Below are 25,204 nucleotides of genomic sequence, written 5' to 3' on the forward strand. Positions count from 1 at the left end.
GGCTCACTCATCTCAGAAGTGCGTCCGGTTGGTGAAGGCGCCATCGACCACGAGGTGCGAACCGCTGCACCAGCTGGCCGCCTCGCTGGCAAGGAACACGATCGCGCGCGCCACTTCTTCGGGCTTCCCGAGCCGCCCCATCGGCTGCTGGCGCAGCTGCGACTGGTAGAACTTCTCCATCGTGCCCTTGATCATGTCCCAGTTGCCGCCCTCGAACTCGATGGGGCCGGGCGAGACGACATTGACGCGGATACCATCCTTGCCATGCGCCAGCGCCAGCTGCTTGCCATACGTGATCAGCGAGGCTTTCATCGCGTTGTAGGCCTGCGGGCCGCCCATGGCCTCCAATGCGCTGGTAGTCGCAACGAGCACGATGGAGCCGCCCTTGCGCTGGGTCATCACCGGGATCACCGCCTCGATCGCGCGCACCGGGCCCATCACATCGGTCTCGAACGCGTTGTGCCAGTACTTTTCGCTGCCCATGCCGCCGCCCGCCGAGCTGAGCGGCACGAGCACGTCGACGCCTTCCAGCGCTTCGATGGCCCACTCCAGCCATGCCTTGTAGTCGTCCGCCTTCTTCACGTTGCAGGGCTTGCCCACCACGTGCGTGCCATAGCGCGAGAGCGCCGCCACCGCGTCCTTCACGCTATCTTCGCCGCGCGCGCTGATCGCCACATCGGCACCCTCGCGTGCCAGGATCTCGGCCACCGCATAGCCGATGCCGCGGGCGCCGCCGACGACGATCGCCTTCTTGCCCTGAAGTCCCAGATCCATGCCTTGTCCTTTCCTGCGGCGGGGCTACCATCGGCGCTTGCGCGCATGGCTCGAAATGCCCGCTCCTCTTGTCGCCGCGCACTCTATGGGGGCGGGGCTCACCCGCCAAGAAAAAAACATGCTTGAATGCTTTTTTATGGTCCGCCATAGCGAGGTCAACGACCGGCGGAGAGGCTGGAGAAACGGGAGAATCATGGGGCATTCAAGGCTCATCTTCAGCGCCGGAAGCAGCACTGGATTGAGGGCATGAGCGGGCGCGGCAAAGGGCCCCTCGCGGGCGTTCGCGTGCTCGATCTCACAGCCGTGCTGATGGGCCCCTACGCCACGCAGATCTTCGCCGACTTGGGCGCCGACGTGATCAAGATCGAAGGCCCCTCCGGCGATACCACGCGCTTCATCCCGCCCGGCCCCGATCCCACGCGCGGCGCGATGTTCCTCAACGTCAACCGCGGCAAGCGCAGCCTCGCGCTCGATCTCAAGCAGCAGGCCGCACGCGATGCCGTGCTGCGCCTTGCCAAAGACGCGGACGTCTTCATCCATTCGATGCGCGCGCAGGCCATCGCACGGCTGGGGCTGGACTATGCCGCGCTGAAGGCGGCCAATCCGAAGATCATCTACGCCAATCTCTATGGCTATGGCCGCAGCGGCCCCTACCGCGACTATCCGGCCTATGACGACATCGTGCAGGCCGCCTCGGGCATCGTCGATCTGCAGGCCAAGCTTTCCGGCGGCGAGCCGACCTACAGCGCCACCGTCATTGCAGACAAGGTTGCCGGCCTCACCGGTGCCTATGCCGTGATCGCCGCGCTCTATGCGCGCGAAAAGACGGGCGAGGGCCAGGAAATCGAAGTCCCGATGTTCGAGACGCTGGTCTCCTTCGCCGCGACCGAACACATCTGCGGCTCGCTGTTCGATCCGCCGCTGGGCCCGCCGGTCTACCCCCGCGCCACCTCGCCCTCTCGCCGTCCCTACAAGACGGCGGACGGCCATGTCGGCGTGATGATCTACAACGACAAGCAGTGGCTGGCCTTCTTCCGCGAACTCGGCAATCCCGCGTGGTCGAACGATCCGATGTTCGCCTCGATGCGCAGCCGCAGCGAGAATATCTCGGCAGTGCTGGCCGAGGTCGAGAAGGTGATGATTACCCGCAGCACCGAAGCGTGGATGGAGCTGTTCCGCCGCGCCGAAATCCCCGCAACCCCCATCGCCTCGCTGCAGGACCTGCTCCACGATCCGCATCTGGTCGAGACGGGCTTCTGGCACAGCGCTGAAACGGAGCTTGGCACCTTGCGCTATCCCGGCATCCCCACGAACTTTTCCGGCACCCCCGGCGCCATTGGCGATCCCGGGCCGACGTTGGGCGCAGACAACAGCGCGGTGCTCGCCGAGGCAGGCTTCGCTGAGGACGAGATCGCGGCCATGGTCGCCAGCGGCGCGGTGCTGCCATGAGCGGCCCATCTGCCGAATGGGATGCCGCCCTTGCCGAGGGCCGCTTCCTCCTCCAGCGCCCGGTTGCGGGCGGCGCCACTGTGTTCCCCCCGCGCGCCTTCGCGCCTGGCACCGGCGCGCAGCTCGAATGGTTCGAGGCTACGGGCCTTGGCACCGTCTATTCCGCCACGTGGATTCAGCGCAAACCCCCCGAGCCGCCTTATAACGTCGTGCTGATCGACCTCGCGGAAGGTGCGCGCATGATGGGCTGTGTTGAAGGCGTTAGCCCCGAAACGCTCCACATCGGCATGGCGGTCAAGGCGCGCATTGTCGGCGGAGAGACCCCCAAGATTGTCTTCGATCCAGTGGAGCAGGCCCATGGGTGACATTTTCCCGCGCGGCCGTGTTTCGGTGGCAGGCGCTTCCACTTTCGGCGTGGGCGAAATGCCAGGCCACTCGACGATCGAAATGGCGGGCAAGGCCGTCCAGCTCGCGCTCGCCGATGCCGCGATCGGCCTCTCGGAAGTCGATGGCCTGTTCATCGCGCTGCCCGATGATCTCTTCGCCGGCCTCAGCCTCGCGCAGTATCTCGGCCTGCACCCGCGCTTTACCGACAACAACCGCGCGGGCGGTGCCTCATTCATGAGCCACCTCGTCACCGCGTGCATGATGCTCGATGCCGGGTACCTCGATTGCGCGGTGATCGCCTATGGCGCCAACCAGCGTTCGAGTGGCGGCAAGCTCTCTACCCCCGCACGGCCCGACCGGTGGGACGCGCCCTACAATCCGATGTACCCGCTTTCGTTCTACGCGCTCGCCGCCGCGCGCCATATGCACCAGTACGGCACGACGCGTGAGGAATTGGCGAGCGTGGCGGTTGCCGCGCGGCTCTGGGCCAACACCAATCCCGAGGCCTTTGCCAAGGGACCGCTTTCGGTCGAGGACGTCATCGCCTCGCGCCTCATCAGCAGCCCGATCCGCGCGCGCGATTGCTGCCTGGTGACGGATGGCGCCGCCGCGCTCGTCCTCACCCGCACCGACCGCGCCAAGGATGGTCCCCAGCCGCTCGTCCCCGTGCTCGGCGCAGCCGCCGCGACCTGGTACAACTCGGTCACGCAGGCCGAGGACATCACGGTGACTTCCGCCGCTGAATCCGGCCCCCGCGCGATGGCGATGGCGGGCCTGACGCCCGGCCAGATCGACACCGTCCAACTCTACGATGCCTTCACCATCAACACGATCCTGTTCCTTGAAGACCTCGGCTTCTGCGCCAAGGGCGAAGGCGGCAAGTTCGTGGCGAGCGGCGCGATTTCCCCCGGCGGTTCGCTGCCGGTCAACACCAACGGCGGCGGCCTCTCATGCTGCCACCCCGGCATGTACGGCATGTTCGCGATGGTCGAAGCGGTGCGCCAGATGCGCGGGACGGCGGCCAACCAGATCGCTGGCGCGAAAACCGCCCTCGCCCACGGCAACGGCGGCACGCTTTCGGCGCAGGCGACGGTGATCTTCGGGAACGCCGAGACGGTTTGAACGCCGAGGCACTACGGACCGTTCACCTCGTCATTGCGCACGTAGCGAAGCAATCCTGAGCTGTTGTGCGCACCGATTTTCCTACACTGACCCGGTCTGATATGCCCGGCACGCAGCTTGCGTCCCGCTCTTTGAAATCGTCAGATTCGCTCACAAAACACAGCACGCAAACCGTGTCGCCGTATCCGTTTCACGGCATTTTTTCAGCCATATCATGCATTTGGCATACCGATTTGTAGGTGACACGGTGTAACCCTGTGTCACCCTCAATTCGCGCTCACCCCAACCCCAGTTCCTCGATCAGCTGGCCGCGCAGCTTGAACTTCTGGATCTTCGAGGTCGACATCGGCCACTCGCTCACCATGCGCACATGGCGCGGGATCTTGAAGCCCGCGAGCTTGCCCTTGCAGTGCGCGATCAGCTCCGCCTCGCTCGCGTCCGATCCTTCGGCCAGCTCTACGAAGGCTGCCGCCACTTCAACATAGCGGTCATCGGGAATGCCCACGACTTGCGCCAGCTTTACCGCCGGATGGGTCTGCAGCATGGATTCGATTTCCGCCGCCGCGACATTCTCGCCGCCGACCTTGAGCATGTCCTTGGTGCGCCCATGGAACATCACGTTCCCGCCCGCATCGACCGAGCCGACGTCGCCGGTATAGAACCAGCCATCCCGAAGCGCCTCGGCGGACTTTTCCGGCGCGTTGTAATAGCCCTTCAGCATATGCGGCCCGCGCAGCACGATCTCGCCGCGCTCGCCCGCACCGCAGTCACGCCCGGTTTCGGGATCGACGATGCGCATCTCCCAGTCCTCGAGCGGATACCCGCAACGCCCCGTGCGCACCTCGAAGCTGTCGTCCAGCCGGCTCGTCGAAACCGTGCCCGCCGCCTCGGTCAGGCCATAAGTGCCCACCTGGATCGTGTGCGGCATCGCGGAGACCACCGCGTCCTTGATCCACGCCGGCTGCACCGCGAAGTTGGAGTTCATCACGCGCAGCTTCGAAAGATCGGTGGTCTTGAACGTGGGATGATTGATCAGATCCTGCATGATCGTGACGAAGCTGGGATAGGCAATCGTCGCGCCTTCCGCGCCCAGCATCGCCAGCGCCTGCCCCGCTTCGAAATGCGGCACAGTCATGTAGACCCCGCCCAGATCGAGGATCATCGTCATCGGCAGGATGCCGGCGATGTGGAAGATCGGCAGCGGCGACCACACCTTGTCCTCCGCCGTGCAGAGGTAGCGCTTGCCGAGGTTCCGGCTGTTGCCCACTTGCGCGCGGTGCGAAATGAGCGCGCCCTTGGGGTTCGCCGTCGTCCCGCTGGTATAGAGGATCATCGCGATGTCCTCTGCATCGACATCGTCGATCCGCCGGTCGATCAGCGGCGCTTCGGTGCCCTCGCCCAGCGCCAGCGCCTTGTCCACCGGCAGCATCCCGTCCGCGCCTGCGGCATCGAGCGAGATGATCGTGTGGAGCATCGGCGCTTCATCCAGGCTCAGCCCCCGCGCCGTGTCCGCGCCTGCCAGCGAAGGCAGCGCCGCGCGCACCCGGTCGCGGTAGTCCAGCCCCTCGGCCACATGCCCTGCCGTCACCAGCACAACCAGATCGGCGTCGCGCACCAGATAGGCGAGCTCGTGCGATTGATACCGGGCATTGATTGGCACGGCGACGGCACCGGCCATCGCAATGCCATAGAAAGCCTCGATAAATTGCGGGCATGTCGGCATGAACAGGCCGACATGCTGGCCCGGCTGCACGCCCAGCGCGATCAGGGCCGCGGCCCAGCGTCGCGCTGCGGCATCAAGCCCCGCGTAGGTGATGCGCCGATCGGGGAAGACCACTGCCTCGCGTTCGGCAAAGGCCTGCGCCGAAGCGCGGATCATGCCGCCCATGGTAAGCACAGGTGCAGTGGCGATTGGCTGCGCGTCGGTCATGCATCCCCCGGCCTGACAGGCCCCTTATTGGTCTTGATGCGGAGATACACAGGATGCCGAAAAAGACAATCATATCTGTCTTTTTCTGCGCGATGCGTTACGCCTTGAACCAGCGCGGCACGGAAGTGCAGTGCGGCTGATTCGATGTCTATCATGCCATCGGCAACCAGCCGCCGCGATGCAGGCCGGGGTACTTGTCCCCGAACCGGTCGAGGCAGCGGTTTTACGAGGCATGAAAACGCATTAAGGGTGTTTTCAAGGCGTACCGGACCCGGTGCGCAGCGGTTCAGGCAAGTAAAACGCATGGCTCTATCACGCACGCGGGCGGCACGGCCCGCCCCTCGGCCCGTACGCCCGGCGGCTGATCGCACGCGCACTCTGCAGGCAGCCAAGGCGGCCCAGACGCGTGCCCGCCTGATCGACGCAACGGTGCGCTGCCTCGTCAAATACGGTTATGCCAACACGACCACGCCCAAAGTGGCGGAAGAAGCCGGCCTTTCGCGCGGGGCGATGGTCCACCACTTCGAAAACGGCTCGGCCCTGATCAAGGCGGCGATCACGGAACTCCACGAAAAGCGCCTGCGCGCCTTCCGCCGCGCGGCTGACCGGCCGGAGCACGAGGTAACCGATCTCGTCGAAACCTACTGGCGCCAGCTCCAGAAGCCCGCGTTCATCGCGTTCCACGAGCTTGCGGTCGCGGCGCGGACCGATGCCGATCTCGCCTCGATCCTCTCGCCCTTGCAGGACGAATTCCGTGAGAAGTTCAATGCGCAGGCGGAAGCGCTTTTCCCCGAATGGCTCGGCTCGCCCAACTTTGCCCTCGCGATGACGCTCTCGCAGACGATCCTCGAAGGCATGGCGATCTCGCTCCAGACCGGCGGAATGGAACCCTCGCAGGTCGAGCCGATGCTGCGCCATCTCGAGGCCCAGATCCGCGCGCTCGCTCCTGCCGCCAAGGACTGATTGGCGGCGCTTTTGCGGGAGCGGCAGAGCCCCCGCCAAGTCCCGCGCACCTTGTGCAAATCGGGGCTGCGAAGCACAAATCAAAATCAAACCTGTTTGTTTTTTCTGTGCGGGTGTTCTAGCTATGCGGGAACGAACGAATGGGGGATGAACCGTTGAACGCGCCCGATATACATACCCCGCGCATCTTCCGTCCCGAACCCGGCGATCCCGGCCGCCCCAAGCGCGGGCTTGATGAAGAGGCGCTGCGCACGCAGCAGACGATCTTCCGCGATGACCTGCTCGATGGGCACACCATCCTGATCTCCGGCGCGGGTAGCGGCATGGGCAAGGCCGCCGCGTTTCTCGCCGCAAAGCTGGGCGCCAATGTCGCGATCTGCGGCCGCACGCGTGAAAAGCTCGATACCACGGCTGCGCTGATCCGCGAGGAAACCGGGCGCGAAATCCTCTGCCTCGAGGCCAATATCCGCGATCCCGAAGCGGTTGAGGCGATGATCGGCGCGGTCCATGATCACTTCGGCGGCCTCGATACGCTGGTCAACAATGCAGGCGGGCAGTTCCCGCAGGACGCGATCGATTTCAGCCGCAAGGGCTGGCTCGCGGTGATCGATACCAACCTCAACGGCACCTGGTGGATGATGCAGGAAGCCGCCAAGCGCTGGCGTGCCGACGGCAAGCCGGGCCATGTCATCAACATCGTCGCCAATGTCGAACGCGGCATGCCGCAGGCCGCGCACACCTGCGCCGCGCGCGCAGGGGTGATCTACCTCTCGAAGACGGTCGCCACCGAGTGGGCGCCCCACGATATCCGCGTCAACTGCATCGGCCCCGGCGTGATCGAGACCGAGGGTTTCCGCATGTATCCGGAAGAAGCGCTTGCCCGCTTCCACAAGGCCAACCCCTTGAAGATGCGCGGCAATGCCTGGGACGTAGCCGAGGCCATCGCCTATCTCGCCAGCCCCGCCGGACGCTTCATCAACGGTGATCTCATGATCATCGATGGCGGGCAGGCGCAATGGGGCGTGATCTGGCCGGCGGGGATGCCGGACTATTTCTCAGAAGACGGCGCGGCCTGAACCGCGCGCGCAAGACAGGAGAGCGAGTATGGGCCGGCTTGAAGGCAAGGTGGCACTCGTCACCGGCGGCGGATCGGGATTGGGCGCGGCAGACTGCGAAGCGCTCGCGGCCGAAGGCGCCAAGGTCGTCGTCACTGACGTGAACCTCGCCGCCGCGCAGGCTGTGGCCGACAGGATCGGCGGCGATGCGATGGCACTGGCGCTCGATGTCGCAGACGAGGCGCAGTGGATCGCCACTTACGCCGCGATCGAGGCAAAGTTCGGCGGCCTGCATGTGCTGGTCAACAACGCCGGCGTCGTGCTCAACGCCGATGTCGAAGACACCAGCCTCGACAAGTTCCGCTGGGTCAATTCGATCATGATCGACGGCGTGTTCCTCGGCATGAAGCACGCGATCCCGCTGATGAACAAGAGCGGCGGCGGCTCGATCATCAACATGTCATCGGTCGGCGCGCTGCTCGGCTATCCGATCTTCTTCGCCTATTCCGCCGCCAAGGGCGCGGTCCGCTCGATGTCAAAGTCGGTCGCGGTGATGGCGCAGGTCAAGGGCTACAAGATCCGCTGCAACTCGATCCACCCCGGCGCGATCGAGACGCCGATGGTGCAGCAGGCCGAAGGCCGCCCGGGTGAGGCCAAGGACATTCCTGATGGCGTGCTGCCGCATGGCTCGCCCGGCCACCCCAAGGATGTCGCAGCGCTCGTGGTATTCCTGGCGAGCGACGAAAGCCGCTACATTACCGGCGCGGAACTGGTGATCGACAACGGGCTGACGATCCGGCCATTCTGAGGCGAACGGCGCGGGGCCAGACCCCGCGCCGCGCCGTTCAACCCTGCATCATCCGGTCAAGCTCGGCATGAAAGTGCCGCAAGCGCCCTTCCTGCTCGCTCCACAGCGGCCCTTTGAACCCGCGCGAACGCGCGCCCTTCTGGACCACCGGCAAGAGGTCGCTGTCCTGATCGAGCACTTCGCCAAGGCACGGCGGCTCGCCCAGCCTGGTGTGGATCACATCCGGGCGCGTGCGGCCTGAAAGATCGACATCCTCGCCCATCCCCATCCACGCCGGGGCCGAGTAACCCGGCGCATCGACATGGCGGTAGAGGATGCAGGTATCATAGGTGAACTGGTTCGGATCGGTGGGGTGCGGCAGGAAGCGGTGGAGGAACACCGCTTCGGGATGGCAGCCGATCTGCACGTTCGGAAACACCGAGTAGACCACGGAGTCCGAAAGCTGGCTGTCGCTGAAGCGCTCATAGCGCAGCCCCAACTCGTCCGACCGCTTGCGCTTGGCTTGCTGCACGGCGGTGCGGGTCTCGCGCGCGGAGCCTTCGTAGGTTGCGGGGTCGATGCCTGCATCGCGCAGCATCATCTGGATGCCGGGATTGACGCTTTCCTGATCGGGAAAGCGCGGGCTCGGCTGCGCAAACGGCACGAACTGGCGGCTGAGCCCGCCCGGCCACAAATCGATCTGGGTGCGATCATCCATCAAGCACTGCGTCTGCGGATGGACGGCGTGGAGGTGATAGATCTCGGCGAAAGCATCGACCCCGCCCTTCCAGTTCGATCCCCAGTCCGACCGGCGATGCTGCACCACGTACATCTGGTCGATCTCGTAGAGCTCGAGCTGCGGCAGGATCGGCCCGAGAAACTCGGCGAGCGGCTTGATCTCCGGGTCCATCGACACGAACACGAAGCCTGCCGCTACTTCGCAGCGCACCGACGAAAGATCGGTGCCATGGCACAGCACTTCCGGCCGGAACGTCTCTTTATCGGTGATCGCGGTGCACTTGCCATCAAGTGCGAACTGCCACGAGTGGAACGGGCAGGTAAACTGGCCGACGGAACCGAGATCCGCGCTGACGAGTTGGCTGCCCCGGTGCGGGCACACGTTGTAGTGCGCGCGGACCGTACCATCATCATCGCGCACCACGATGAAGCTCTCCGGCCCCACATCGAACTTCATGAAATCGCCCGGCTCGGGAATGTCAGAGAGCGGACCGGCCAGCAGCCAGCTTTTCGCGAAGACCTTGTCCCATTCCTCTGCGGCGTAGGCGGGGCTCACATAGCGGTCCGGCGCCGGGCGGGCGGTGCCGTTATCGATCCGCGGCGCCCGTGCATCGAAGGGAAAGCGCTTGCCGGTGTGAATATCCCAGAGGTCCAAGGCGTTCATTGTCGTTCCCGATCATGATTGCGGGCCGCCGCCGGGTTTCCCCACACGACGGCCCGCAGGCTTTTCAGTCTTGCCGCATGTTCCCTGCTCAGGGACCGCGGAACTTCACGCCGACTTCGACACCGAAGTAGCGCGGCGCGCCGAAGTTCGAGTTGAGCCACAGGCCCGCCACGTTCTGCGAGGCGATCCGGTAGCGCTCGTCCGTCAGGTTCCGGCCGATGGCCTTGACGTAATACTTGTCGTCGATCTGCGAGAGCGTGAGCGAGGCGTTCACCAGCGTACGCGCGTTTAGGAAGGTGTTGCCGTCGATATCGGTGATCGACTGTGTGTTGAGGTTCTTCGCCGTATAGGCCGCCGAAGCGTTGGCGATGATCTTGTAGTTCGAACCGAGCGGCACTTCATAGGCACCGTCGATCGTCCACTGCCATTCGGGCGCGCGGTCCAGCGGCGCGTCGGCGAGGTTGTAGCCGGCGCCGGCAGCGGTGTACTGGTTGTACTTGCCGTTCTGGTAGCCAAGCACGCCGCGCAGGGTGAAGCCCTTGAACAGGCGCGCGGTGGCTTCCGCCTCGATGCCCTTCACCGTGGCGCTCGCCGCGTTGACGAACAGCGTGACCTGGTTCGGGTTGCCATTGACCACGATCGGCACGTTGAGCTGCTTCTGCAGATCCTTGTACTTCACGTAGAAGCCGGTGAGGTTGAAACGCAGGCGGTGATCCCACAGCTCGGTCTTGATGCCGGCCTCGAACGAATCCGCCGTTTCCGGGCGCGTGGCGCGCGCCGCTTCACGGAAGGCGTCGAGGTCGGTCGCGAAGGCCGCGAAGCCGCCAATCTGGTCGTTAAACCCGCCGCTCTTGAAGCCGCGCGAATAGTTCGCGTAGGCATAAATGTCCGGCGTCGCCTGATAGCCGAGCGTGATGCGCCAGGTCGGCTTGTTCGACTTGTTGTTCACCGTCACCACGTTGGCGGGGAACTTGAACACGCTGGCATCCAGCGCTTCGTTGATCTTGATCGTGGGATCGAAACCACCGCCAAGCTGCGGGATGAACGCCTGGTTGCGGCCATACCAGGTCTTGTTTTCCCAGGTATAGCGCACGCCGCCGGTCAGCGAGAGTTCGGGGGTGATCTTGTAAGTGCCCTCAGCGAAGACCGCCTTCGAATTGGACCGCTGCGCGTTGCACAGGATGTAGGGCGTGTCGTTCCAGTTACCGAACGGCAGCGGACCGGACGTCAGGTCGAGGAAGCCAAGGAGCTGCGCCACGCAGAAATCGACCGTTTCGCGCTGGTAGAACCCGCCAATCACGGCATCGAACGCCGTGCCGGTATTGGTGGCAAAGCGCAGTTCCTGCTGGAAGGTCTTGCGGTTGTCGTCACGCGTCGCATCGAAGAACGACAGCGGCGTGCCGTCGAGCCCGATCGGCGCAGCGCCGGCATAGGAGTTCGGAATGCGTGAAAGCTGGCGGCGCCAGCCGGTGACCGAGGTCAGCTTACCGAAATCGAGATCGTAGTCGGCGTTGAGGTAGAAGCCATCGACCGAGATCCGCTGGCCGTCCTTCATCTTGATCAGGCCGTCCTGACGGTAGGTCACCGCGGCGTTGTCGAGCGGATCACTGCTGTTCGGGTTCTGGCGGATCGTGTTGAGGATGTCCGTCAGGAACGGCGTCGAGCCCTTGTAGCCATAGTTCTCGTTGACCGACGGCACGGTTTGCGACCGGTCGCGCAGCCATTCATACTGCGCGAGGATGCGCAGACGGCTGGTCGGTTCCCACAGCAACTTGCCGCGCAGGTTGACGACATCCTTGCCGCCAGCAGCCTTGCCATCGAGGCAGCCCGAAACGCCCGAGAAATTGCCCGGAACAAAGCTGACCACCGGGCCGTAGCAGGCACCATTCTTGTAATAGCCGTCCGACTTTTCGGCACCTGCCACAACGCGCAGCGCCATGTTGCTGAAGATCGGCACGTTGGCGGCTAGCTGCAGGCGGCGGCTGCCGAACGAGCCGATCTCGACGCGGCCGTCAACACCGACAACGCCCAGCTCAGGGCGCTTGGTGCGCACAGTCACCGCACCGCCCGTGGTGTTCTTGCCAAAAAGTGTGCCCTGCGGGCCGCGCAGCACTTCGACCTGCGAGATATCGAAGGTGTCGAGCAGCTGGGTCTGCACCGAAGGCACCACGAAGTCGTCCACGAGCACCGCGACCGGCGGCTCGAAGTAAACGATGATCGAGGTCTGGCCCACGCCGCGCATCGCAAACGAGGCAGCGTTGAAGTTGGTGATCGTGTTGGCCGAGAAGTTCGGCACGAAGGCGGCGAGATCGCCGATATCGCGCGGGCTCGACTGGCGGATCAGATTGGCATCAACCGCAGACACCGCGACCGGCGTACGCTGCAGGTTGGAATCGCGCCGCGTGGCCGTCACAACGATTTCGCCCAGTCGGCCGCTCGCCATGTCATCGGCGCTTGACTGCGCCTGGCCTGTTTGCGGCTGCGCCGCCTGAGCCTCGTCATTTGCCAGAGCCGGCGTTGCCAGCATCGCTGCAGCCATTGCGCCAAATGCCGCCGACCAGCGAAGGTCCCTCAGTGCCATCCCCATCTCCTCATGCCCCGCATTCGTGTGCGGTGTGGGCTCAAGGATAGACTCCGGGGCGCATTTTGCAAGCAGACATGTATGTTTTTTTAGAGAGGCGCGATGCCCTTCGGAAACACCTGCGCCATTTGCCTCACACCTCGCGCATGCCCCTGCGTCCAGCGCAGCAAACGGCGTATCTCCGCGGCCCCGCCGCGCTCAGACTGCAATCCTCGGATCAGAAATGTACGCGGCGGCAGCCTTCAAACATTCATGATTGTTTTCAGGCCAAGGCCCGGTATCATGATCGCAAAGCAGGGCCGCGCGAAGCGGCCTGCGGGAGAGAAAGCACAGCTGCATGCCTGATCTTGAGGCGAGCCCAGGCGCCGATCTGGAAAAGCGCATCGCGCGGCTGGAAGCCGAATCGCAAATCCGTCAACTCGTCGCGCGCTACAGCTTCGATATCGATGATCGCTGGATCGATGCAGTGCGCGCGCTGTTTGCCGAGGATGCCGTGCTGCGCTCGCACGACGGGGTGATGCACGCGGCCGGGCCCGATGCGATCATGGCGCAGTTCGATGGCCGCTTTGCGGTGCTCGGCCCCGGCCATCACGTGATGCACGATATCCAGATCGATTTCGTGGATGACGAGACCGCCACCGGCCGCGTTGCCGGCCATGCCGAATTGATGCGCCATGGCCGGATGATGGTCGCCGCGATCCGCTATGATGATCGCTACCGCAAGACGCCCGCAGGCTGGAAGTTTGCCGAGCGCGTGATCGGCTTTCTCTACTACGTGCCGGTGGAAGCCTACCCCGGCATCCTCGCCCGGCCTGATCGCAACCACGCCTATGCCGAGCCGAAGCTGGCAGATTACCCCGAGCGGCTGCCCAGCTGGATTTCCTATGAACAGGCCCGCAAAGCCTGAACCCCGAAGGACCCCGAATGGCCTTTTCCTTCCTTTCCCGCTTCCGCATCCGCGCCGACAAGGAAGCCGAATTCATCGCACTCGCCAAAGAGATGGAAGCGCTCGCGCCCGGTGAGCCAGGCACGCTTTCCTATCAGTTCTACCGGCTTGCGGAGCCGGGCATGTTCGCGGTCTACGAACGTTTCACGGACGAGGAAGCGGACAAGGCCCATGGGGCGTACCCTCACAATCAGCCTCTCATCGAGCGGATGATCGCCTGCATGGACGGCTCCTACGCGCGCGAACTGCTCTACGATCTCGAACCCGCTGCCCAAGGCTGACTGACACCATGACTGCAAAGAGCTTCATCGCGCAACTGCGCACCAAGCCGGAAAAACGGGATGAGCTGATCGCGCTCCAGACCGAGCTCAAGAAGCTGGTGTTCGAACACGAACCGGGCGCGCTGGTCTACGAACTGTTTCAATCAGAAGAAGACCCGGACCTGTTCCAGTGTGTCGCGACGTTCCGCGACGATGCGGCGTTCGAGACGCACATGCACATCGACTTTCATGACCGGCTGGTGCCGCCCGTTCTCGCCTGCCTCGCCGAAGACATGAAGCTTTCGTTCTACCGTTCGCTCGATTGAGATTGGGGTCTCATACCATGCTGTTCAAATCCAGCCGCATTGCGGTCCTGTCTGGCCTCGCTGCGCTGGCACTCGCCGCCGGATTGAATGCAGCGACGCCCCAGCGGATCAAGTCGACCGAAGACATGAATTCCCGTGCCGGCCCCTCCATCAATCCCGAAACCGCACCGGGCCGCCCGATCTTCGAACGGGCCTGCGCAATGTGCCACCTCGGCGGCGTGCCCAAGGCGCCCTCGCCCGGCTTCCTCGCGATGCTTGCGCCCGATGCGATCGTCACCGCAATGACCAGCGGCGTGATGCGCCAGCAGGCCGCCAGCCTCACCCCTGCGGAAAAGATCCAGGTCGCCGAGTATCTCACCCGCACACCCTATGCATCCTACCAGCGCCCGGCCCCGCCGCCGCGCTGCAAGGGCGCCGCCGCCAGGTTCGACATGACTGACGTGCCGGCCGATATCGGCTGGGGGCATGACAACCGCCGCTTCATCCCCGCCGGGATCGCCGGCCTTGCCAAGGCCGATGTGCCCAAGCTGAAACTCAAGTGGGCGTTTGCCTATCCGGCCGCGACTCACATCCGCTCGCAGCCCACGATAGGTTGGGGAACGCTCTTCGTCGGCAGCCAGGACGGCACCGTCTATGCCTTCGATCCGGACACCGGCTGCACCAAATGGACCACGCGCCTCAGCGCCGAAGTGCGCACCGCGATCGTCACCGATGCCGCCACCAAACGGCTCTATTTCGGCGACCTCCTCGGCAAGGTCCACGCGCTCGATGCCATGACCGGCAAGGAGCTTTGGGCCAGCAAGATGAGCGATCATGCCGATGCCACGATCACCGGCACGCCCACCTTGGGCGGCGGGCTGCTCTATGTGCCGGTATCTTCGCTCGAGGTCGTGCAGGCCGGCAACCCGGCCTATCCGTGCTGCACGTTCCGCGGCTCGGTCGTTGCGGTCGATCCGGAAACAGGCGCTGAAAAATGGTGTGCCTACACCGCCGGGCAGCCGGTGCCGCAGGGCAAGACTGTCGACGGCACCCAGATCCTCGGCCCCTCCGGCGCGCCCGTGTGGAACAGCCCGACCTATGACGCCGCCACGAACCGCGTCTACTTCGGCTCGGGCGAGAACTATTCCACCCCCGCCGATGATGGCTCCGATGCGATCTTCGCGGTCGATGCCCGCACCGGCGCGCGCGTCTGGCACACGCAGCTCACCCTCGGCGACGCCTGGAACGTCGGCTGCATGATGGGCCTTGGTTCGTGCCCCAAGGAAGGCGGGCCTGACTATGATGTCGCCGCCTCGCCGCTGCTGATCGATACCGGTACCGGCGCCAAGATGCTCGTTATCGGGCAGAAGTCGGGCCAAGCCTGGGGTCTCGATCCCGATAGCGGCAAGGTCAGGTGGATGACCCGGCTTGGCCACGGCGGCACGCAGGGCGGCGTCCACTTCGGCATGTCGGCAGAGGGCAACCGCGTTTTCGTCCCCATCAACGACATGGCCGATACCGGCGACGCACGCCTCTATGATCCCGCGATCCGCGGCGCAGGGCTCCACGCGCTTGACGCTGCTACTGGCAACGTGATCTGGCAGGCCAAAGCCAAGGACAATTGCGAAGGCCGCAAGTTCTGCGATCCGGGCATCTCCGCCGCCGTCACCAGCATTCCGGGCGTCGTCTTCGGCGGCCACCTAGATGGCATGCTGCGCGCATATGATGCCGATAGCGGCGCGATCCTGTGGCAATACGACACCACCCAGCCCATGCCAGCGATCGGCGGCCAGACGGCCAAGGGCGGCTCGATGAGCGGCCCCGGCGCTGCCGTGTGGAAGGGCAAGGTCTTCGTGAACTCGGGCTACGGCATGTACAGCCACGCCCCCGGCAACGCGCTGATGGTGTTCGAGGTGGCGAAGTAGGGGGCAGGCACAAAAGAGGGGCCGACGGAACAATCCGTCAGCCCCTCATTTGCGGTCACATGCCTCGCAAGCGCACATTGCGCGAACGTCGGACTTCGCTATGAAGACGCGGGGGCTATTCTCTGCCACAGGGCAGTTGAGGAGAAATGCCGCGCCCGCTTAGGCCAGCGCGGAAGCCCCCAACCTTCTGCATTGTCTAAATCTTCTTCGCCTCAAACTCGATATGCAGCGCCTTCAGGCTTCGCAGCAGGAAGTGCGGGTGGACTGAAAAATCATTCGCCCCATCCGCGAAGTGCATATCCTCGAACCGGTCGACCACAGCCTGGAAGCCCCACGCCAGCTCCCGCCGCGCCAGCGGCGCGCCGAGGCAGTGGTGCGTGCCTGAACCGAAGCCCATGTGTGCGCCCGCCTTGGGCCGGTCGAGATCGAGTTTCTCGGGGCACTCGAACACCCGCTCATCCCGGTTGGCGGCGGCAAAGCGCACGTTCACCAGCGCGCCCTTGGGGATCACCGTGCCTTCCAGCTCGGTGTCCTTCGCGCAGAACCGCATCAGGCTCTGCACCGGCGATTCCAGCCGGACCACTTCTTCCACGAAGGTCTTCATGTAGCGCTCGGGATCGGACTTCAGCTTGTGCCAGACGTCCTTGTTTTCGATCAGCAGCTTCATCCCCGCCGCCAGCGCATTGGTTGTCGTTTCGCTGCCACCGACAAAAGTATCTGCCATCATCTCGGCATGCAGCTCGTTGTCGCTCAGCGGCCGCCCCCAGCCTTCGATCACGGTGTTGACCAGCACGCTGATCAGCGAGTCATCAGGCTTGGTCCGCAGCCGCTCGAAGATCGGCTGGAAATAATGCTGCGCCTCGATCTCGCGGTCGACCATCTCGATCTCGTCTTCTTCGGGCAGCATCATCGAGATGCGCTTGAAGAAGGCGTCGGTCCAGCGCTTGATCTTCCACATGTCCTCGCGGCGTGCGCCCATCTGCTCGCCGATGATGTAGAGCGGCAGCGGAACGCAGAACTGGCTGACCCATTCGCAGCGCCCATCCGCCACGAAGCCATCGATCAGTTCATAGGCGAGCGTTTCCACCATCGGATCGATCTCCTTGATCCGGCTCGGCTTGAACGCCTCATTGAACATCGCGCGCATCTGCTTGTGGTTGGGATCATCGCGCCCGCTCAAGGTCGGCTCGGGCAGCCAGCCGCGCTCCTTGAAGCGCTCGACCACCTTCTTCTGCCGTTCGACATTGGCAGAGAGCGTCTGCAACCCGATACTCTTGGGGCTGCTCGGAAACGTCTCGGAATCGAGCAGCACCCGCCGCACGTCCTCATAGCGCGTCACCACATACATGTTGGTGCCCGGCTGACGATAGGCGGGGGCCTGATCCCTCAGCGTGCGATAAGCGTCATAGGGGCACTGCTGCACCGCCGGGTCGAACAGGTTGATCCCCAGCTCGTCCGCACCATCACTCATCGCACAACCACCCGTTCCTCGCCCCAGGGCGCAACCGGTCCTTCGCGGCGGAACGCATCGGGCAGTTCTTCCACCATGTGCAGCGTTGCCGCGAGCCGCCCGAAACCGACGAAAAACGCGCAGGTCATGCCGAGTTCGACAATCTCCGACTCGCTGAAATGCTTGCGCAGATCGGCATACATCGCCTCATCGATGCGCAGATGGTCGGTCGCCATCGCCTCGCCAAAACGGATCGCCGCCTTCTCCGCCGGGGTCAGGTTCTCCGCTTCCTGCGGCCGCTCCAGCGAGCAGACGAGGTCCTCCGTCACCCCATCTTCCAGCGCATCGGTATAGCGGATCGCCATGCAGCTGCGGCACTGATTGAAGAAGGCGACGCGCAGCCGCACGAGCTCCACCAGCTTCTCGGGCAGCTGGCGATGGACCTTCAACGCTCCGGCAAATTGCATCATGCCCAGCACCTGATCCGGGCAATGGGCAAGGAAGCGGATCATCCCCTGCTCGATCTCGGTCCGGTCTTCCGGCTTCAGCGCAGCGCGCAGGCGCGGATCCCAATCCTCGGGGGCAATCTTGGCGACGCGGGTCATGGTGCAGTCCCTTCCGTCCAGCGCTGCCATCTGGTGATCTTGGCAAAAGTGAGCATGGCAGCCTGCGCATTGGTCATGCACCATCCCCCCAACAACAACTGGCGATTTGAATAGAGCCAGGGGGAGAGAGGCAATGCGCCGCGTCAATCACGAGCTGAGCCCGATGCCGTGTCCGCACGCGCTGGCGGATGTCGATCTGTTCGCCCCCGGTGCAGCGGAGCACTGGTACGAGGCCTATGCCATCCTCCATGCCGAAGCCCCGGTGCTGCGCCTCCCCGGCGAAGGGATGACGCCCGACCACGACGCCTTCATCCTCTCCAAGTACGAGGATATCGCCCGCGTGGTGCGCGATTGGGATCGCTATCCGCCCACGCTTTCGCTGCTGCTGGAAGCGCGTAAGGCCGATCCAGCCTCGGTCCGCGCGATGCCCGATATCGATGCCATGGTGAAATCCATCGCCTCGCTGCGCCCCAATCCGGAACTGTGGCGCGCGCACCGCCAGCAGCTTACCGACCCGTGGGTCGGACCCGGCGCCAAGCGGCACGAGGCGATGATCACCGGCCTTGTCGATGCCCTGATCGACGCCTGGATAAGCGGCGAGCAATTTGATTTCGTTGCCGATTTCGCACGTCCCCTGCCCCAGCGCACAATGGCCAGCGTGCTCGGCTTCCCGCTGGAGGATGTGAAGGACCTCGAAATCTGGGGCAATGCGCAAGTCATGTCCTATGTCCACGGCTGCGGGCACAACAACGTGCTCACGCCCGAGCAGAGCGCCGATAAGTTCCGCCTGCTCGCCGGTTTCTCCGACTACGTTCGCGATCACGTCCGCCGCCGCCGCGCCGATCCGGGCGAGGACATGATCAGCTACCTCACGCAGGTCCACTACGAGGCCTTGGACCGCAAGCTGACCGACGACGAGATCGACGGCATCGTCTACGCCATGGTCATCGGCGGACTGGAGACCACGCAGTACGCCCTTGCCGAGCAGGCCCAGCTCCTGATCGAGCGCCCCGGCCTCTTCGCAAAGCTCAAGGCTGACCGCGCACTGATCCGCCCCTTCACCGAGGAAGGCATGCGCCTGCGTTCCCCAACCCAGGGCCTTTCCACCCGCATCACTTCGCAGGACGAGGTCTTCCAGGGTGTCGAGGTTCCGGCAGGCTCAACGCTCCACCTGCGCTGGGGCGCCGCCAATATCGATCCCGACGAATTCGACGACCCGCTCGACCTCAAGCTCGACCGCGCCGCCGTCACCCGCCATCTCGCTTTCTCCGCCGGCCCGCGCGTCTGCCCCGGCACCGGCCTCTCGCGGCTCGAGCAGACCATCGCCTGGAACCGCCTGTGCGACCGGCTGGCCGCGCTGGACTACGCCCCCGGCAACACTTTCCTGCACCAGCCGGGCATCATGCTCGGCACGCTTGCGCTTCACTGCACTTTCCAAAGGGAGCCTGTCCAATGACCACCCTTCTCGCGCACATCAAGATCAAGCCCGGTTCGGAAGCCCAATGGGAAGAGATCATGGCCGACATGATCCACCAGACGTGGAGCACCGAAACAGGCGTGAAGCGCTACGAATACTGGAAGGGCGAGGCGCCAAACCTCTACTATTGCCTGCTCTCGTTCGACGACAAGGTGGCCTTCTACCGCCACCAGATGTCGCCGCACCATGAAGGCCACGATTTTGCCGCCGTGCTGGAAGACATCCGCCTCGAATATGTCGATCCGGTCAAGGGCTCCGGCGGCGGCCTCCCCCCCACGGTCGATGCGCCGCTGCCCGCCGATGCCGACGCCGACCTCAAGACCGCCCAGGAACGCTTCCCGATCACCATTCCCGCATGGTGGAGCGGCCGCGCATGAGCGCTGCGACGTCGCTCGACGAGCTCCTCGCCAAGGATGCCATCGCCGACGTCCTCGCACGCTATTCGCGCACGCTAGACTGGCTCGATGATGAAGGGCAGGCGAGCTGCTTCTGGCCCGACGCTGCCATCGACTACGGCTTCTTCAAGGGCAGCGCCGCCGATTTCCTCCCCGTCGTCATGGCCATCGAACGCCGCAGCGCGCGGCGCTGGCACTTCCTCAACACGCCCGCGATCCGCTTCACCAGCGCGACTCACGCCGAAGTCGAAACCTACGGCCTTACCGCAGGAGCCCGCCGCAGCGACGCGGGCAGCTATGGCGGGACCCTCTATGGCGGCCGCTATCTCGACGCCTTTGAAAAGCGTGGCGACGAATGGCGCATTTCCCGCCGCGACTATGTGCTCGATTGGTCGCACCCGATCCCCGATCAACCGGTGTTCGATCCAGACGCAGCCTTCCCGCTGCCGATCCTGGAAGTGCTGCAAGGCGGCCATCCGCAATACCGGGCGATCTGAGGGTACCCACCCCCGTCCCTCGCGGTAAACCAAAGTCCCCACTTGATCCGCATCAATGTCCGCCCCCTCTCGGGCAGGCACAACTGCTCCACACCAAGCCAAGTGGAGGACCTGACCCATGTTCCAGAGCAATGTCGGCGATGCCGATCAAGTGATCCGCCTGCTGCTCGCCGCCGTGATCATCGTGTTCAGCCTGATCCTCGGCCACCCCATGATCGCGCTTGTGGCCATCGTGCCGATCGTGACCGCCTTTGCCGGCGTTTGCCCGCTCTACAGCGCGCTCGGCCTGCACACCTGATCGCCACACACTTGCTCCGGGCGCTGGCAGACGGCATAGCGCCCGGACCATGCATGACATCCGCCTGATCCGCGAGAACCCCGCCGGGTTCGACACCGCCCTCGCCCGCCGCGGCGTTGCCCCGCAATCGGCAGCGATCCTCGCGCTCGATACCGCCCGGCGCGATGTCGCCACGCGGATGCAGGAAGCGCAGGCCCGCCGCAACGAGGCCTCGAAGGCCATCGGCGCCGCCATGGGCAAGGGCGACAAGGACACCGCTGAGGCGCTGAAATCCGAAGTCGCCGAACTAAAAACCGCACTCCCCGCGCTGGAAGAGGACGAGCGCCGCCTCACTGCCGAGCTCAATGCCGCGCTCGCGGCCCTCCCCAACCTCCCCGCCGCCGATGTACCGGAAGGCGAGGACGAGGCCGGCAACGTCGAAGTCAGCCGCTGGGGCACGCCGCGCACCTTCGATTTCCAGCCCATCGAACACGCCGATCTCGGCCCGCCGCTCGGCCTCGATTTCGAAACCGGCGCGCTGATCGCAGGCGCACGCTTCACCTTCCTGCGCGGCCAGATGGCCCGCCTCCACCGCGCGCTTGCCCAGTTCATGCTGGATCGCCAGACCGGCGAGAACGGCTACACCGAGTGCAACCCGCCGCTCATGGTGAAGGACGAAGCCGCCTTCGGCACCGGCCAGCTTCCAAAGTTTTCCGAGGACTTGTTCAAGACGACCGATGGCCGCTGGCTGATCCCCACTGCCGAAGTCAGCCTCACCAACTCTGTCCTCGGCCAGATCCTTGCCGATAGCGCCCTCCCCTTGCGCCTCACCGCGCTCACCCCCTGCTTCCGCTCCGAAGCTGGCGCGGCGGGGCGTGATACGCGTGGGTTCATCCGCCAGCACCAGTTCGAAAAGGTCGAACTCGTGTCGATCACGCGGCCCGAGGATTCGGACGCCGAGCACGAGCGCATGACCGAGGCCGCGGAATCGATCCTGCAGGCGCTCGATCTCCCCTACCGCAAGATGCTGCTCTGCGCGGGCGACATGGGCTTCACCGCGCGCAAGACTTATGATCTCGAAGTCTGGCTGCCCGGGCAGGGCGCGTTCCGGGAAATCAGCTCCTGCTCCAACTGCGGCGATTTCCAGGCCCGGCGCATGAACGCGCGCTACCGGCCCGAGGGCGCGAAGGGCACCGAATTCGTCCACACGCTCAACGGTTCCGGCCTCGCCGTGGGCCGCACGCTCGTCGCGGTGCTGGAAAACTACCAGCAGGGCGATGGCACGGTCGAGGTGCCCGAGGTGCTCAAGCCCTACATGGGCGGCGTGACCCGCCTCGTCCCGCTCGGCTGATGGCGCGGCTCCGGCTTGCTGCGGCGGCGCTGCTGCTTCTGGCAGCAAGCCCTTCCGCACAAGCCCAGCCCGAAAACCTGCTCGATAGCGCGGGGCCCTACACCGTCCGGGCGGGTGACAGCTTCAGCGTGATCGCGCAGCGCATGGGCGTCAGCGTAGAAGCGCTCGCCGCCGCCAACCATCTGCGCGCGCCCTATATCCTGCGCGTCGGGCAAGTGCTCAAGCGGCCCGCCCCAGATAGCTCGCCCCGGCGCGCCAGCCCGCCCACCGTCGCGGCCCGCAAACCCGCACCGCCGCCCGCCAGCCGCGAGGCCGGCGCTCCGCGCCTCGCCTGGCCCACCTCCGGCGCGGTCACCGCGAGGTTCGGCGCCCCGGTCAAGGGCCTGCCCAACAACGGCATCGATCTTGCCGCCTTCGCCGGGATGACCGTCCACGCCGCCGCCGCCGGCAGGGTTGTCTTCGCCGGGACCGAGCCCGAGCGCTTCGGCCAGCTGATCCTGATCGACCACGGCGGCAGTTGGGTCACTGCCTATGCCTATCTCGGGCAGGTCCGCGTCAAGGAAGGCCAGATGGTGAAGGCGCGCCAGATCATCGCCCGCATCGGCAAGAGCGGCGAGGCCAAGCGCCCCGGCCTTCACTTCGAACTGCGCAAGGGCACGTCCCCGCGCAACCCGGCGCTGTATCTTCCGATCAGGCTTTGAACAGAAAGAACACGAGGCCCATCAGCAGGTAGCTGGCGATCCAGAACGCCGCACCCTGGACCACTTTTACCGCCGAAGCCCCGGCCCGCGCCTCGCCAATCGCCAGTGCGGGCGCCACGAAAGCGAGCGCCAACCCGCCCGACATCATGAAATAGAGCCACGGCTTCACCGCCAAAGTCGCCGCGCCGACGCGGGCAAACATGTGCCCCATCATGGTGGCCGTGAGCAGCAGCAGCGCGCCCGCCAGCAGCACTTGCGCAGGCCGCCGCGCCGCCGGGCCATGCCATGCTGCGCCAAGCGCCAGCGCCGCCAAGGCCGCAACGATGACCGCCAGCCAGTTTACCGGACCCATTTCAAAAGCCTTTCCTTCATGGCCACGCCCATTCGCGGACAGTCCCGCGCGGTGCTACCCGCCATGCGTCCGCCAGCTCCGCGATCGCCGAGACAATCGCGGCGTGCTGATCCTCGCTGATCTGCGGGCAGGCGACATGGCTGCCCTCGCACGAAGGCCCCGCCATCGCCAGCACATCCTCGCGCGATCCGCCGCCGCCCCACAGCAGCGCCTCGTAGCATTCGACCAGCCGCTCCGCCTGCAGGAGCTCGATGATCCCCTCATCGGGCACCCCCGCCCGGCTGGCGCTGGCATGTCCGCCGGCCTTGGCGAGCGCCTGAATCTCTTCTGGATGCCGACCCGCCGCAACCAGCCCCCAGAACGCACCCTTAAGGTCCAGCGCGCGTTCGACGATCACGTGGACTGCATCATGCGGCACCGGCCCCTTCCACGCAAAGCGCGTTTCGACACGGGAACCTTCCGCGCGTGCGATGGCGATAATGTCCTCCCCCGCGCCCTTGGTGATGCGAATGATCATGGCTGGCCCATAGCGTGTGGTGACGGCCCGGTCAATTGCGTGTAAGCGCCCCCGCCATGGCCACCACACCCATCATCCTTCCGGACGCCCCCAAAGTCGGCATGGTCAGCCTCGGCTGCCCCAAGGCGCTCGTCGACAGCGAACGCATCCTCACCCGCCTGCGCGCCGATGGCTATGCCATGAGCGCGGACTACGCGGGGGCGGACGTCGTGCTGGTCAACACCTGCGGGTTCCTCGATTCGGCGAAGGAGGAAAGCCTTGCCGCGATCGGCGAAGCCATCGCCGAAAACGGCCGCGTGATCGTGACGGGGTGCATGGGCAACGAAGCCGAAGCGATCCGCGCGCGCTTCCCCAGCGTTCTCGCCGTGACGGGCGCGCACCAGTATGAAGCCGTCGTCGAAGCCGTCCACGAAGCCGCGCCGCCCTCGATGGGGCCGTATGTCGACCTGATCCCGCAGGCCGATCCGGGCGACGTGAAGCTCACCCCGCGCCACTACAGCTACCTCAAGATTTCCGAAGGCTGCAACCACGCCTGCGCCTTCTGCATCATCCCGAGCCTGCGCGGCAAACTCGCCAGCCGCCGCATCGATGCGGTGCTGCGCGAAGCCGAAAAGCTCGTCGCGGCGGGCACGCGCGAACTGCTCGTCATCAGCCAGGACACTTCGGCCTATGGCGTGGACGTCCGCCATGAGACCCGCCAGTGGAAGGGGCGCGAGGTCCGCACCCACATGACCGACCTCGCCCGCGAACTCGGCCAGCTGCGCACGCCGGACGGCCAGACGCCGTGGGTGCGCCTGCACTACGTCTACCCCTACCCCCACGTCGATGCGGTCATCCCGCTGATGGCCGAAGGGCTCCTCACGCCCTACCTCGACATCCCGTTCCAGCACGCCAGCCCCAATGTGCTGCGCGCCATGAAGCGCCCCGCCAACGAGGCCAAGGTGCTCGAACGCCTGAAGGCCTGGCGCGCGATCTGCCCGGACATCACCATCCGCTCCAGCTTCGTCGTCGGCTTCCCCGGTGAGACCGAGGCGGACTTCCAGTACTTGCTCGACTGGCTGGATGAAGCCCAGCTCGACCGCGTCGGCGCCTTCCGCTTCGAACCCGTGGCTGGCGCCGCCGCCAACGACCTGCCCGATCCGGTGCCGGAAGAGGTCAAGGAAGAACGCTACGCCCGGATCATGGCGAAAACCGAAGCGATCAGCGCCGCCAAGCTCGCCGCCAAAGTGGGCCGCACCGTCCGCGTGATCATCGACGAAGTGGGCGAACCCGACGAAGACGGCGACGTGGGCGCCACCGCCCGGTCTCAGGCCGACGCGCCCGAAATCGACGGCGCCGTCTACCTGCGCAACGTGCCCGAGGGCCTGAAGGCCGGAGACTTCGCCGAAGTGCTGGTGGAGGACGCCGACGCGCACGACCTCTACGGGGTGATTTTGCCCGCAAGTTGACACGGTTGACACAGTCCTGAGCGAAAACTCGGGAGCCCCCGGCAGGCCCGCCCCGCTGCGCCGGAAGGTGCGGGAATCGTTGGACAAGCGAGGCATGGGCATGACCATCACAGGAGCATGCCGCAGGTGCCTACCTGTAGGACAGCGGTTTATATCTGACGCGCGCGTCTGTTATTTATGGCCAGTGATCCTCCCCATTTTTGCGCAGCACAAATGGGGAGGATCTGGTGGGGTGATTTGCGGGTTGC

At 65.1% G+C, this 25,204-nt stretch carries 25 protein-coding genes; 17 read left to right on the forward strand and 8 right to left on the reverse strand.

Annotated features, from left to right (window positions below; genetic code table 11):
• Positions 1–12 precede the first annotated feature (12 nt).
• Positions 13–774: an SDR family NAD(P)-dependent oxidoreductase gene (locus ACO06X_RS09125; protein ID WP_421839606.1), complete on the reverse strand. Its 762-nt coding sequence runs from the start codon at positions 772–774 to the stop codon at positions 13–15.
• A 246-nt stretch (positions 775–1,020) separates the two neighbouring features.
• Between ACO06X_RS09125 and ACO06X_RS09130 the strand changes: the two genes are divergently transcribed.
• The 3 genes from ACO06X_RS09130 to ACO06X_RS09140 are packed head-to-tail and all read left to right on the forward strand — an operon-like array spanning position 1,021 to position 3,732.
• Entirely contained in the window at positions 1,021–2,223 is a 1,203-nt protein-coding gene (locus ACO06X_RS09130) for a CaiB/BaiF CoA transferase family protein (RefSeq protein WP_421839607.1), read from the forward strand.
• Positions 2,220–2,588 carry a Zn-ribbon domain-containing OB-fold protein gene (locus ACO06X_RS09135; RefSeq protein ID WP_421839608.1) on the forward strand — a complete coding sequence of 123 codons (369 nt, stop codon included), beginning with the start codon at positions 2,220–2,222 and terminating at the stop codon, positions 2,586–2,588. The genes ACO06X_RS09130 and ACO06X_RS09135 overlap by 4 nt, the downstream gene beginning before the upstream one ends.
• Positions 2,581–3,732, forward strand: coding sequence for an acetyl-CoA acetyltransferase (locus ACO06X_RS09140; protein WP_421839609.1), 1,152 nt, complete (start codon positions 2,581–2,583; stop codon positions 3,730–3,732). The genes ACO06X_RS09135 and ACO06X_RS09140 overlap by 8 nt, the downstream gene beginning before the upstream one ends.
• Positions 3,733–4,009: 277 nt before the next feature.
• Here ACO06X_RS09140 and ACO06X_RS09145 read toward each other — a convergent pair whose 3' ends face one another.
• Complete coding sequence (locus ACO06X_RS09145; RefSeq protein ID WP_421839610.1) at positions 4,010–5,662, reverse strand: class I adenylate-forming enzyme family protein; 1,653 nt, start codon at positions 5,660–5,662, stop codon at positions 4,010–4,012.
• Positions 5,663–5,965: 303 nt separating this feature from the next.
• Between ACO06X_RS09145 and ACO06X_RS09150 the strand changes: the two genes are divergently transcribed.
• The 3 genes from ACO06X_RS09150 (at position 5,966) to ACO06X_RS09160 (ending at position 8,488) form a co-directional block, all read left to right on the forward strand.
• On the forward strand, positions 5,966–6,625 hold the full coding sequence (locus tag ACO06X_RS09150; RefSeq protein WP_421839611.1) for a TetR/AcrR family transcriptional regulator: 660 nt from the start codon (positions 5,966–5,968) through the stop codon (positions 6,623–6,625).
• Positions 6,626–6,765: 140 nt separating this feature from the next.
• Positions 6,766–7,701, forward strand: a complete 936-nt coding sequence (locus tag ACO06X_RS09155) for an SDR family oxidoreductase (RefSeq protein ID WP_421839612.1) — start codon at positions 6,766–6,768, stop codon at positions 7,699–7,701.
• A gap of 28 nt (positions 7,702–7,729) precedes the next feature.
• A complete protein-coding gene (locus tag ACO06X_RS09160) occupies positions 7,730–8,488 on the forward strand; it encodes an SDR family oxidoreductase (RefSeq protein WP_421839613.1) in 759 nt (252 codons plus the stop codon).
• Between the two features lie 37 nt (positions 8,489–8,525).
• On the opposite strand, the gene ACO06X_RS09165 is transcribed toward ACO06X_RS09160, so the two are convergent.
• Entirely contained in the window at positions 8,526–9,869 is a 1,344-nt protein-coding gene (locus tag ACO06X_RS09165) for an aromatic ring-hydroxylating oxygenase subunit alpha (protein ID WP_421839614.1), read from the reverse strand.
• 88 nt (positions 9,870–9,957) lie between these two features.
• Positions 9,958–12,450: a TonB-dependent receptor gene (locus ACO06X_RS09170; protein WP_421839615.1), complete on the reverse strand. Its 2,493-nt coding sequence runs from the start codon at positions 12,448–12,450 to the stop codon at positions 9,958–9,960.
• A 337-nt stretch (positions 12,451–12,787) separates the two neighbouring features.
• On the opposite strand from ACO06X_RS09170, the gene ACO06X_RS09175 reads away from it, so the two are divergent.
• Genes ACO06X_RS09175 through ACO06X_RS09190 form a run of 4 tightly spaced genes read left to right on the forward strand, consistent with a single transcriptional unit; the run spans position 12,788 to position 15,886 of the window.
• Positions 12,788–13,357, forward strand: coding sequence for a nuclear transport factor 2 family protein (locus ACO06X_RS09175; RefSeq protein ID WP_421839616.1), 570 nt, complete (start codon positions 12,788–12,790; stop codon positions 13,355–13,357).
• 17 nt (positions 13,358–13,374) lie between these two features.
• Entirely contained in the window at positions 13,375–13,677 is a 303-nt protein-coding gene (locus tag ACO06X_RS09180) for a putative quinol monooxygenase (RefSeq protein WP_421839617.1), read from the forward strand.
• Positions 13,678–13,685: 8 nt separating this feature from the next.
• Positions 13,686–13,982, forward strand: coding sequence for a putative quinol monooxygenase (locus ACO06X_RS09185; RefSeq protein WP_298172648.1), 297 nt, complete (start codon positions 13,686–13,688; stop codon positions 13,980–13,982).
• A gap of 17 nt (positions 13,983–13,999) precedes the next feature.
• Positions 14,000–15,886, forward strand: coding sequence for a PQQ-binding-like beta-propeller repeat protein (locus ACO06X_RS09190; protein WP_421839618.1), 1,887 nt, complete (start codon positions 14,000–14,002; stop codon positions 15,884–15,886).
• A gap of 196 nt (positions 15,887–16,082) precedes the next feature.
• On the opposite strand, the gene ACO06X_RS09195 is transcribed toward ACO06X_RS09190, so the two are convergent.
• The gene (locus ACO06X_RS09195; protein WP_421839619.1) at positions 16,083–17,357 is read right to left on the reverse strand and encodes a cytochrome P450; all 1,275 of its coding nucleotides are present in this window, start codon (positions 17,355–17,357) and stop codon (positions 16,083–16,085) included.
• A complete protein-coding gene (locus ACO06X_RS09200; protein WP_421839620.1) occupies positions 17,354–17,941 on the reverse strand; it encodes a carboxymuconolactone decarboxylase family protein in 588 nt (195 codons plus the stop codon). The genes ACO06X_RS09195 and ACO06X_RS09200 overlap by 4 nt, the downstream gene beginning before the upstream one ends.
• Positions 17,942–18,074: 133 nt before the next feature.
• Between ACO06X_RS09200 and ACO06X_RS09205 the strand changes: the two genes are divergently transcribed.
• From ACO06X_RS09205 to ACO06X_RS09230, 6 genes are all read left to right on the forward strand, one after another.
• On the forward strand, positions 18,075–19,397 hold the full coding sequence (locus ACO06X_RS09205) for a cytochrome P450 (RefSeq protein WP_421839621.1): 1,323 nt from the start codon (positions 18,075–18,077) through the stop codon (positions 19,395–19,397).
• Positions 19,394–19,795, forward strand: coding sequence for a putative quinol monooxygenase (locus ACO06X_RS09210; protein WP_421839622.1), 402 nt, complete (start codon positions 19,394–19,396; stop codon positions 19,793–19,795). Before ACO06X_RS09205 ends, ACO06X_RS09210 begins: the two co-directional genes overlap by 4 nt.
• Positions 19,792–20,310, forward strand: coding sequence for a nuclear transport factor 2 family protein (locus tag ACO06X_RS09215; RefSeq protein WP_421839623.1), 519 nt, complete (start codon positions 19,792–19,794; stop codon positions 20,308–20,310). Before ACO06X_RS09210 ends, ACO06X_RS09215 begins: the two co-directional genes overlap by 4 nt.
• A 118-nt stretch (positions 20,311–20,428) precedes the next feature.
• On the forward strand, positions 20,429–20,608 hold the full coding sequence (locus ACO06X_RS09220) for a YgaP family membrane protein (protein WP_421839624.1): 180 nt from the start codon (positions 20,429–20,431) through the stop codon (positions 20,606–20,608).
• 49 nt (positions 20,609–20,657) lie between these two features.
• Positions 20,658–21,938, forward strand: coding sequence for a serine--tRNA ligase (gene serS, locus ACO06X_RS09225; protein WP_421839625.1), 1,281 nt, complete (start codon positions 20,658–20,660; stop codon positions 21,936–21,938).
• Positions 21,938–22,639, forward strand: a complete 702-nt coding sequence (locus ACO06X_RS09230) for a peptidoglycan DD-metalloendopeptidase family protein (protein WP_421839626.1) — start codon at positions 21,938–21,940, stop codon at positions 22,637–22,639. Before serS ends, ACO06X_RS09230 begins: the two co-directional genes overlap by 1 nt.
• Here the strand turns inward: ACO06X_RS09230 and ACO06X_RS09235 are convergent.
• Positions 22,629–22,991: a DUF1761 domain-containing protein gene (locus ACO06X_RS09235; RefSeq protein ID WP_421839627.1), complete on the reverse strand. Its 363-nt coding sequence runs from the start codon at positions 22,989–22,991 to the stop codon at positions 22,629–22,631. The two genes, ACO06X_RS09230 and ACO06X_RS09235, sit on opposite strands and share 11 nt — an antisense overlap.
• Positions 22,992–23,007: 16 nt before the next feature.
• Positions 23,008–23,508, reverse strand: coding sequence for a hypothetical protein (locus ACO06X_RS09240; protein WP_421839628.1), 501 nt, complete (start codon positions 23,506–23,508; stop codon positions 23,008–23,010).
• A 56-nt stretch (positions 23,509–23,564) separates the two neighbouring features.
• Here ACO06X_RS09240 and rimO point away from each other — a divergent pair, with 56 nt between their 5' ends.
• Entirely contained in the window at positions 23,565–24,956 is a 1,392-nt protein-coding gene (gene rimO, locus ACO06X_RS09245) for a 30S ribosomal protein S12 methylthiotransferase RimO (protein ID WP_421839629.1), read from the forward strand.
• Positions 24,957–25,204: the final 248 nt, after the last annotated feature.

Origin of the sequence: Novosphingobium sp. (assembly GCF_965229225.1) — a bacterium.
Classification (GTDB): domain Bacteria; phylum Pseudomonadota; class Alphaproteobacteria; order Sphingomonadales; family Sphingomonadaceae; genus Novosphingobium.

What these genes read in the sequence shown, in the direction of transcription:
- ACO06X_RS09125 (WP_421839606.1), bottom strand. Translation starts at nt 774, where the DNA reads ATGGATCTGGGACTTCAGGGCAAGAAGGCGATCGTCGTCGGCGGCGCC.
- ACO06X_RS09130 (WP_421839607.1), top strand. Translation starts at nt 1,021, where the DNA reads ATGAGCGGGCGCGGCAAAGGGCCCCTCGCGGGCGTTCGCGTGCTCGAT.
- ACO06X_RS09135 (WP_421839608.1), top strand. Translation starts at nt 2,220, where the DNA reads ATGAGCGGCCCATCTGCCGAATGGGATGCCGCCCTTGCCGAGGGCCGC.
- ACO06X_RS09140 (WP_421839609.1), top strand. Translation starts at nt 2,581, where the DNA reads ATGGGTGACATTTTCCCGCGCGGCCGTGTTTCGGTGGCAGGCGCTTCC.
- ACO06X_RS09145 (WP_421839610.1), bottom strand. Translation starts at nt 5,662, where the DNA reads ATGACCGACGCGCAGCCAATCGCCACTGCACCTGTGCTTACCATGGGC.
- ACO06X_RS09150 (WP_421839611.1), top strand. Translation starts at nt 5,966, where the DNA reads ATGGCTCTATCACGCACGCGGGCGGCACGGCCCGCCCCTCGGCCCGTA.
- ACO06X_RS09155 (WP_421839612.1), top strand. Translation starts at nt 6,766, where the DNA reads ATGGGGGATGAACCGTTGAACGCGCCCGATATACATACCCCGCGCATC.
- ACO06X_RS09160 (WP_421839613.1), top strand. Translation starts at nt 7,730, where the DNA reads ATGGGCCGGCTTGAAGGCAAGGTGGCACTCGTCACCGGCGGCGGATCG.
- ACO06X_RS09165 (WP_421839614.1), bottom strand. Translation starts at nt 9,869, where the DNA reads ATGAACGCCTTGGACCTCTGGGATATTCACACCGGCAAGCGCTTTCCC.
- ACO06X_RS09170 (WP_421839615.1), bottom strand. Translation starts at nt 12,450, where the DNA reads ATGGCACTGAGGGACCTTCGCTGGTCGGCGGCATTTGGCGCAATGGCT.
- ACO06X_RS09175 (WP_421839616.1), top strand. Translation starts at nt 12,788, where the DNA reads ATGCCTGATCTTGAGGCGAGCCCAGGCGCCGATCTGGAAAAGCGCATC.
- ACO06X_RS09180 (WP_421839617.1), top strand. Translation starts at nt 13,375, where the DNA reads ATGGCCTTTTCCTTCCTTTCCCGCTTCCGCATCCGCGCCGACAAGGAA.
- ACO06X_RS09185 (WP_298172648.1), top strand. Translation starts at nt 13,686, where the DNA reads ATGACTGCAAAGAGCTTCATCGCGCAACTGCGCACCAAGCCGGAAAAA.
- ACO06X_RS09190 (WP_421839618.1), top strand. Translation starts at nt 14,000, where the DNA reads ATGCTGTTCAAATCCAGCCGCATTGCGGTCCTGTCTGGCCTCGCTGCG.
- ACO06X_RS09195 (WP_421839619.1), bottom strand. Translation starts at nt 17,357, where the DNA reads ATGAGTGATGGTGCGGACGAGCTGGGGATCAACCTGTTCGACCCGGCG.
- ACO06X_RS09200 (WP_421839620.1), bottom strand. Translation starts at nt 17,941, where the DNA reads ATGACCCGCGTCGCCAAGATTGCCCCCGAGGATTGGGATCCGCGCCTG.
- ACO06X_RS09205 (WP_421839621.1), top strand. Translation starts at nt 18,075, where the DNA reads ATGCGCCGCGTCAATCACGAGCTGAGCCCGATGCCGTGTCCGCACGCG.
- ACO06X_RS09210 (WP_421839622.1), top strand. Translation starts at nt 19,394, where the DNA reads ATGACCACCCTTCTCGCGCACATCAAGATCAAGCCCGGTTCGGAAGCC.
- ACO06X_RS09215 (WP_421839623.1), top strand. Translation starts at nt 19,792, where the DNA reads ATGAGCGCTGCGACGTCGCTCGACGAGCTCCTCGCCAAGGATGCCATC.
- ACO06X_RS09220 (WP_421839624.1), top strand. Translation starts at nt 20,429, where the DNA reads ATGTTCCAGAGCAATGTCGGCGATGCCGATCAAGTGATCCGCCTGCTG.
- serS (WP_421839625.1), top strand. Translation starts at nt 20,658, where the DNA reads ATGCATGACATCCGCCTGATCCGCGAGAACCCCGCCGGGTTCGACACC.
- ACO06X_RS09230 (WP_421839626.1), top strand. Translation starts at nt 21,938, where the DNA reads ATGGCGCGGCTCCGGCTTGCTGCGGCGGCGCTGCTGCTTCTGGCAGCA.
- ACO06X_RS09235 (WP_421839627.1), bottom strand. Translation starts at nt 22,991, where the DNA reads ATGGGTCCGGTAAACTGGCTGGCGGTCATCGTTGCGGCCTTGGCGGCG.
- ACO06X_RS09240 (WP_421839628.1), bottom strand. Translation starts at nt 23,508, where the DNA reads ATGATCATTCGCATCACCAAGGGCGCGGGGGAGGACATTATCGCCATC.
- rimO (WP_421839629.1), top strand. Translation starts at nt 23,565, where the DNA reads ATGGCCACCACACCCATCATCCTTCCGGACGCCCCCAAAGTCGGCATG.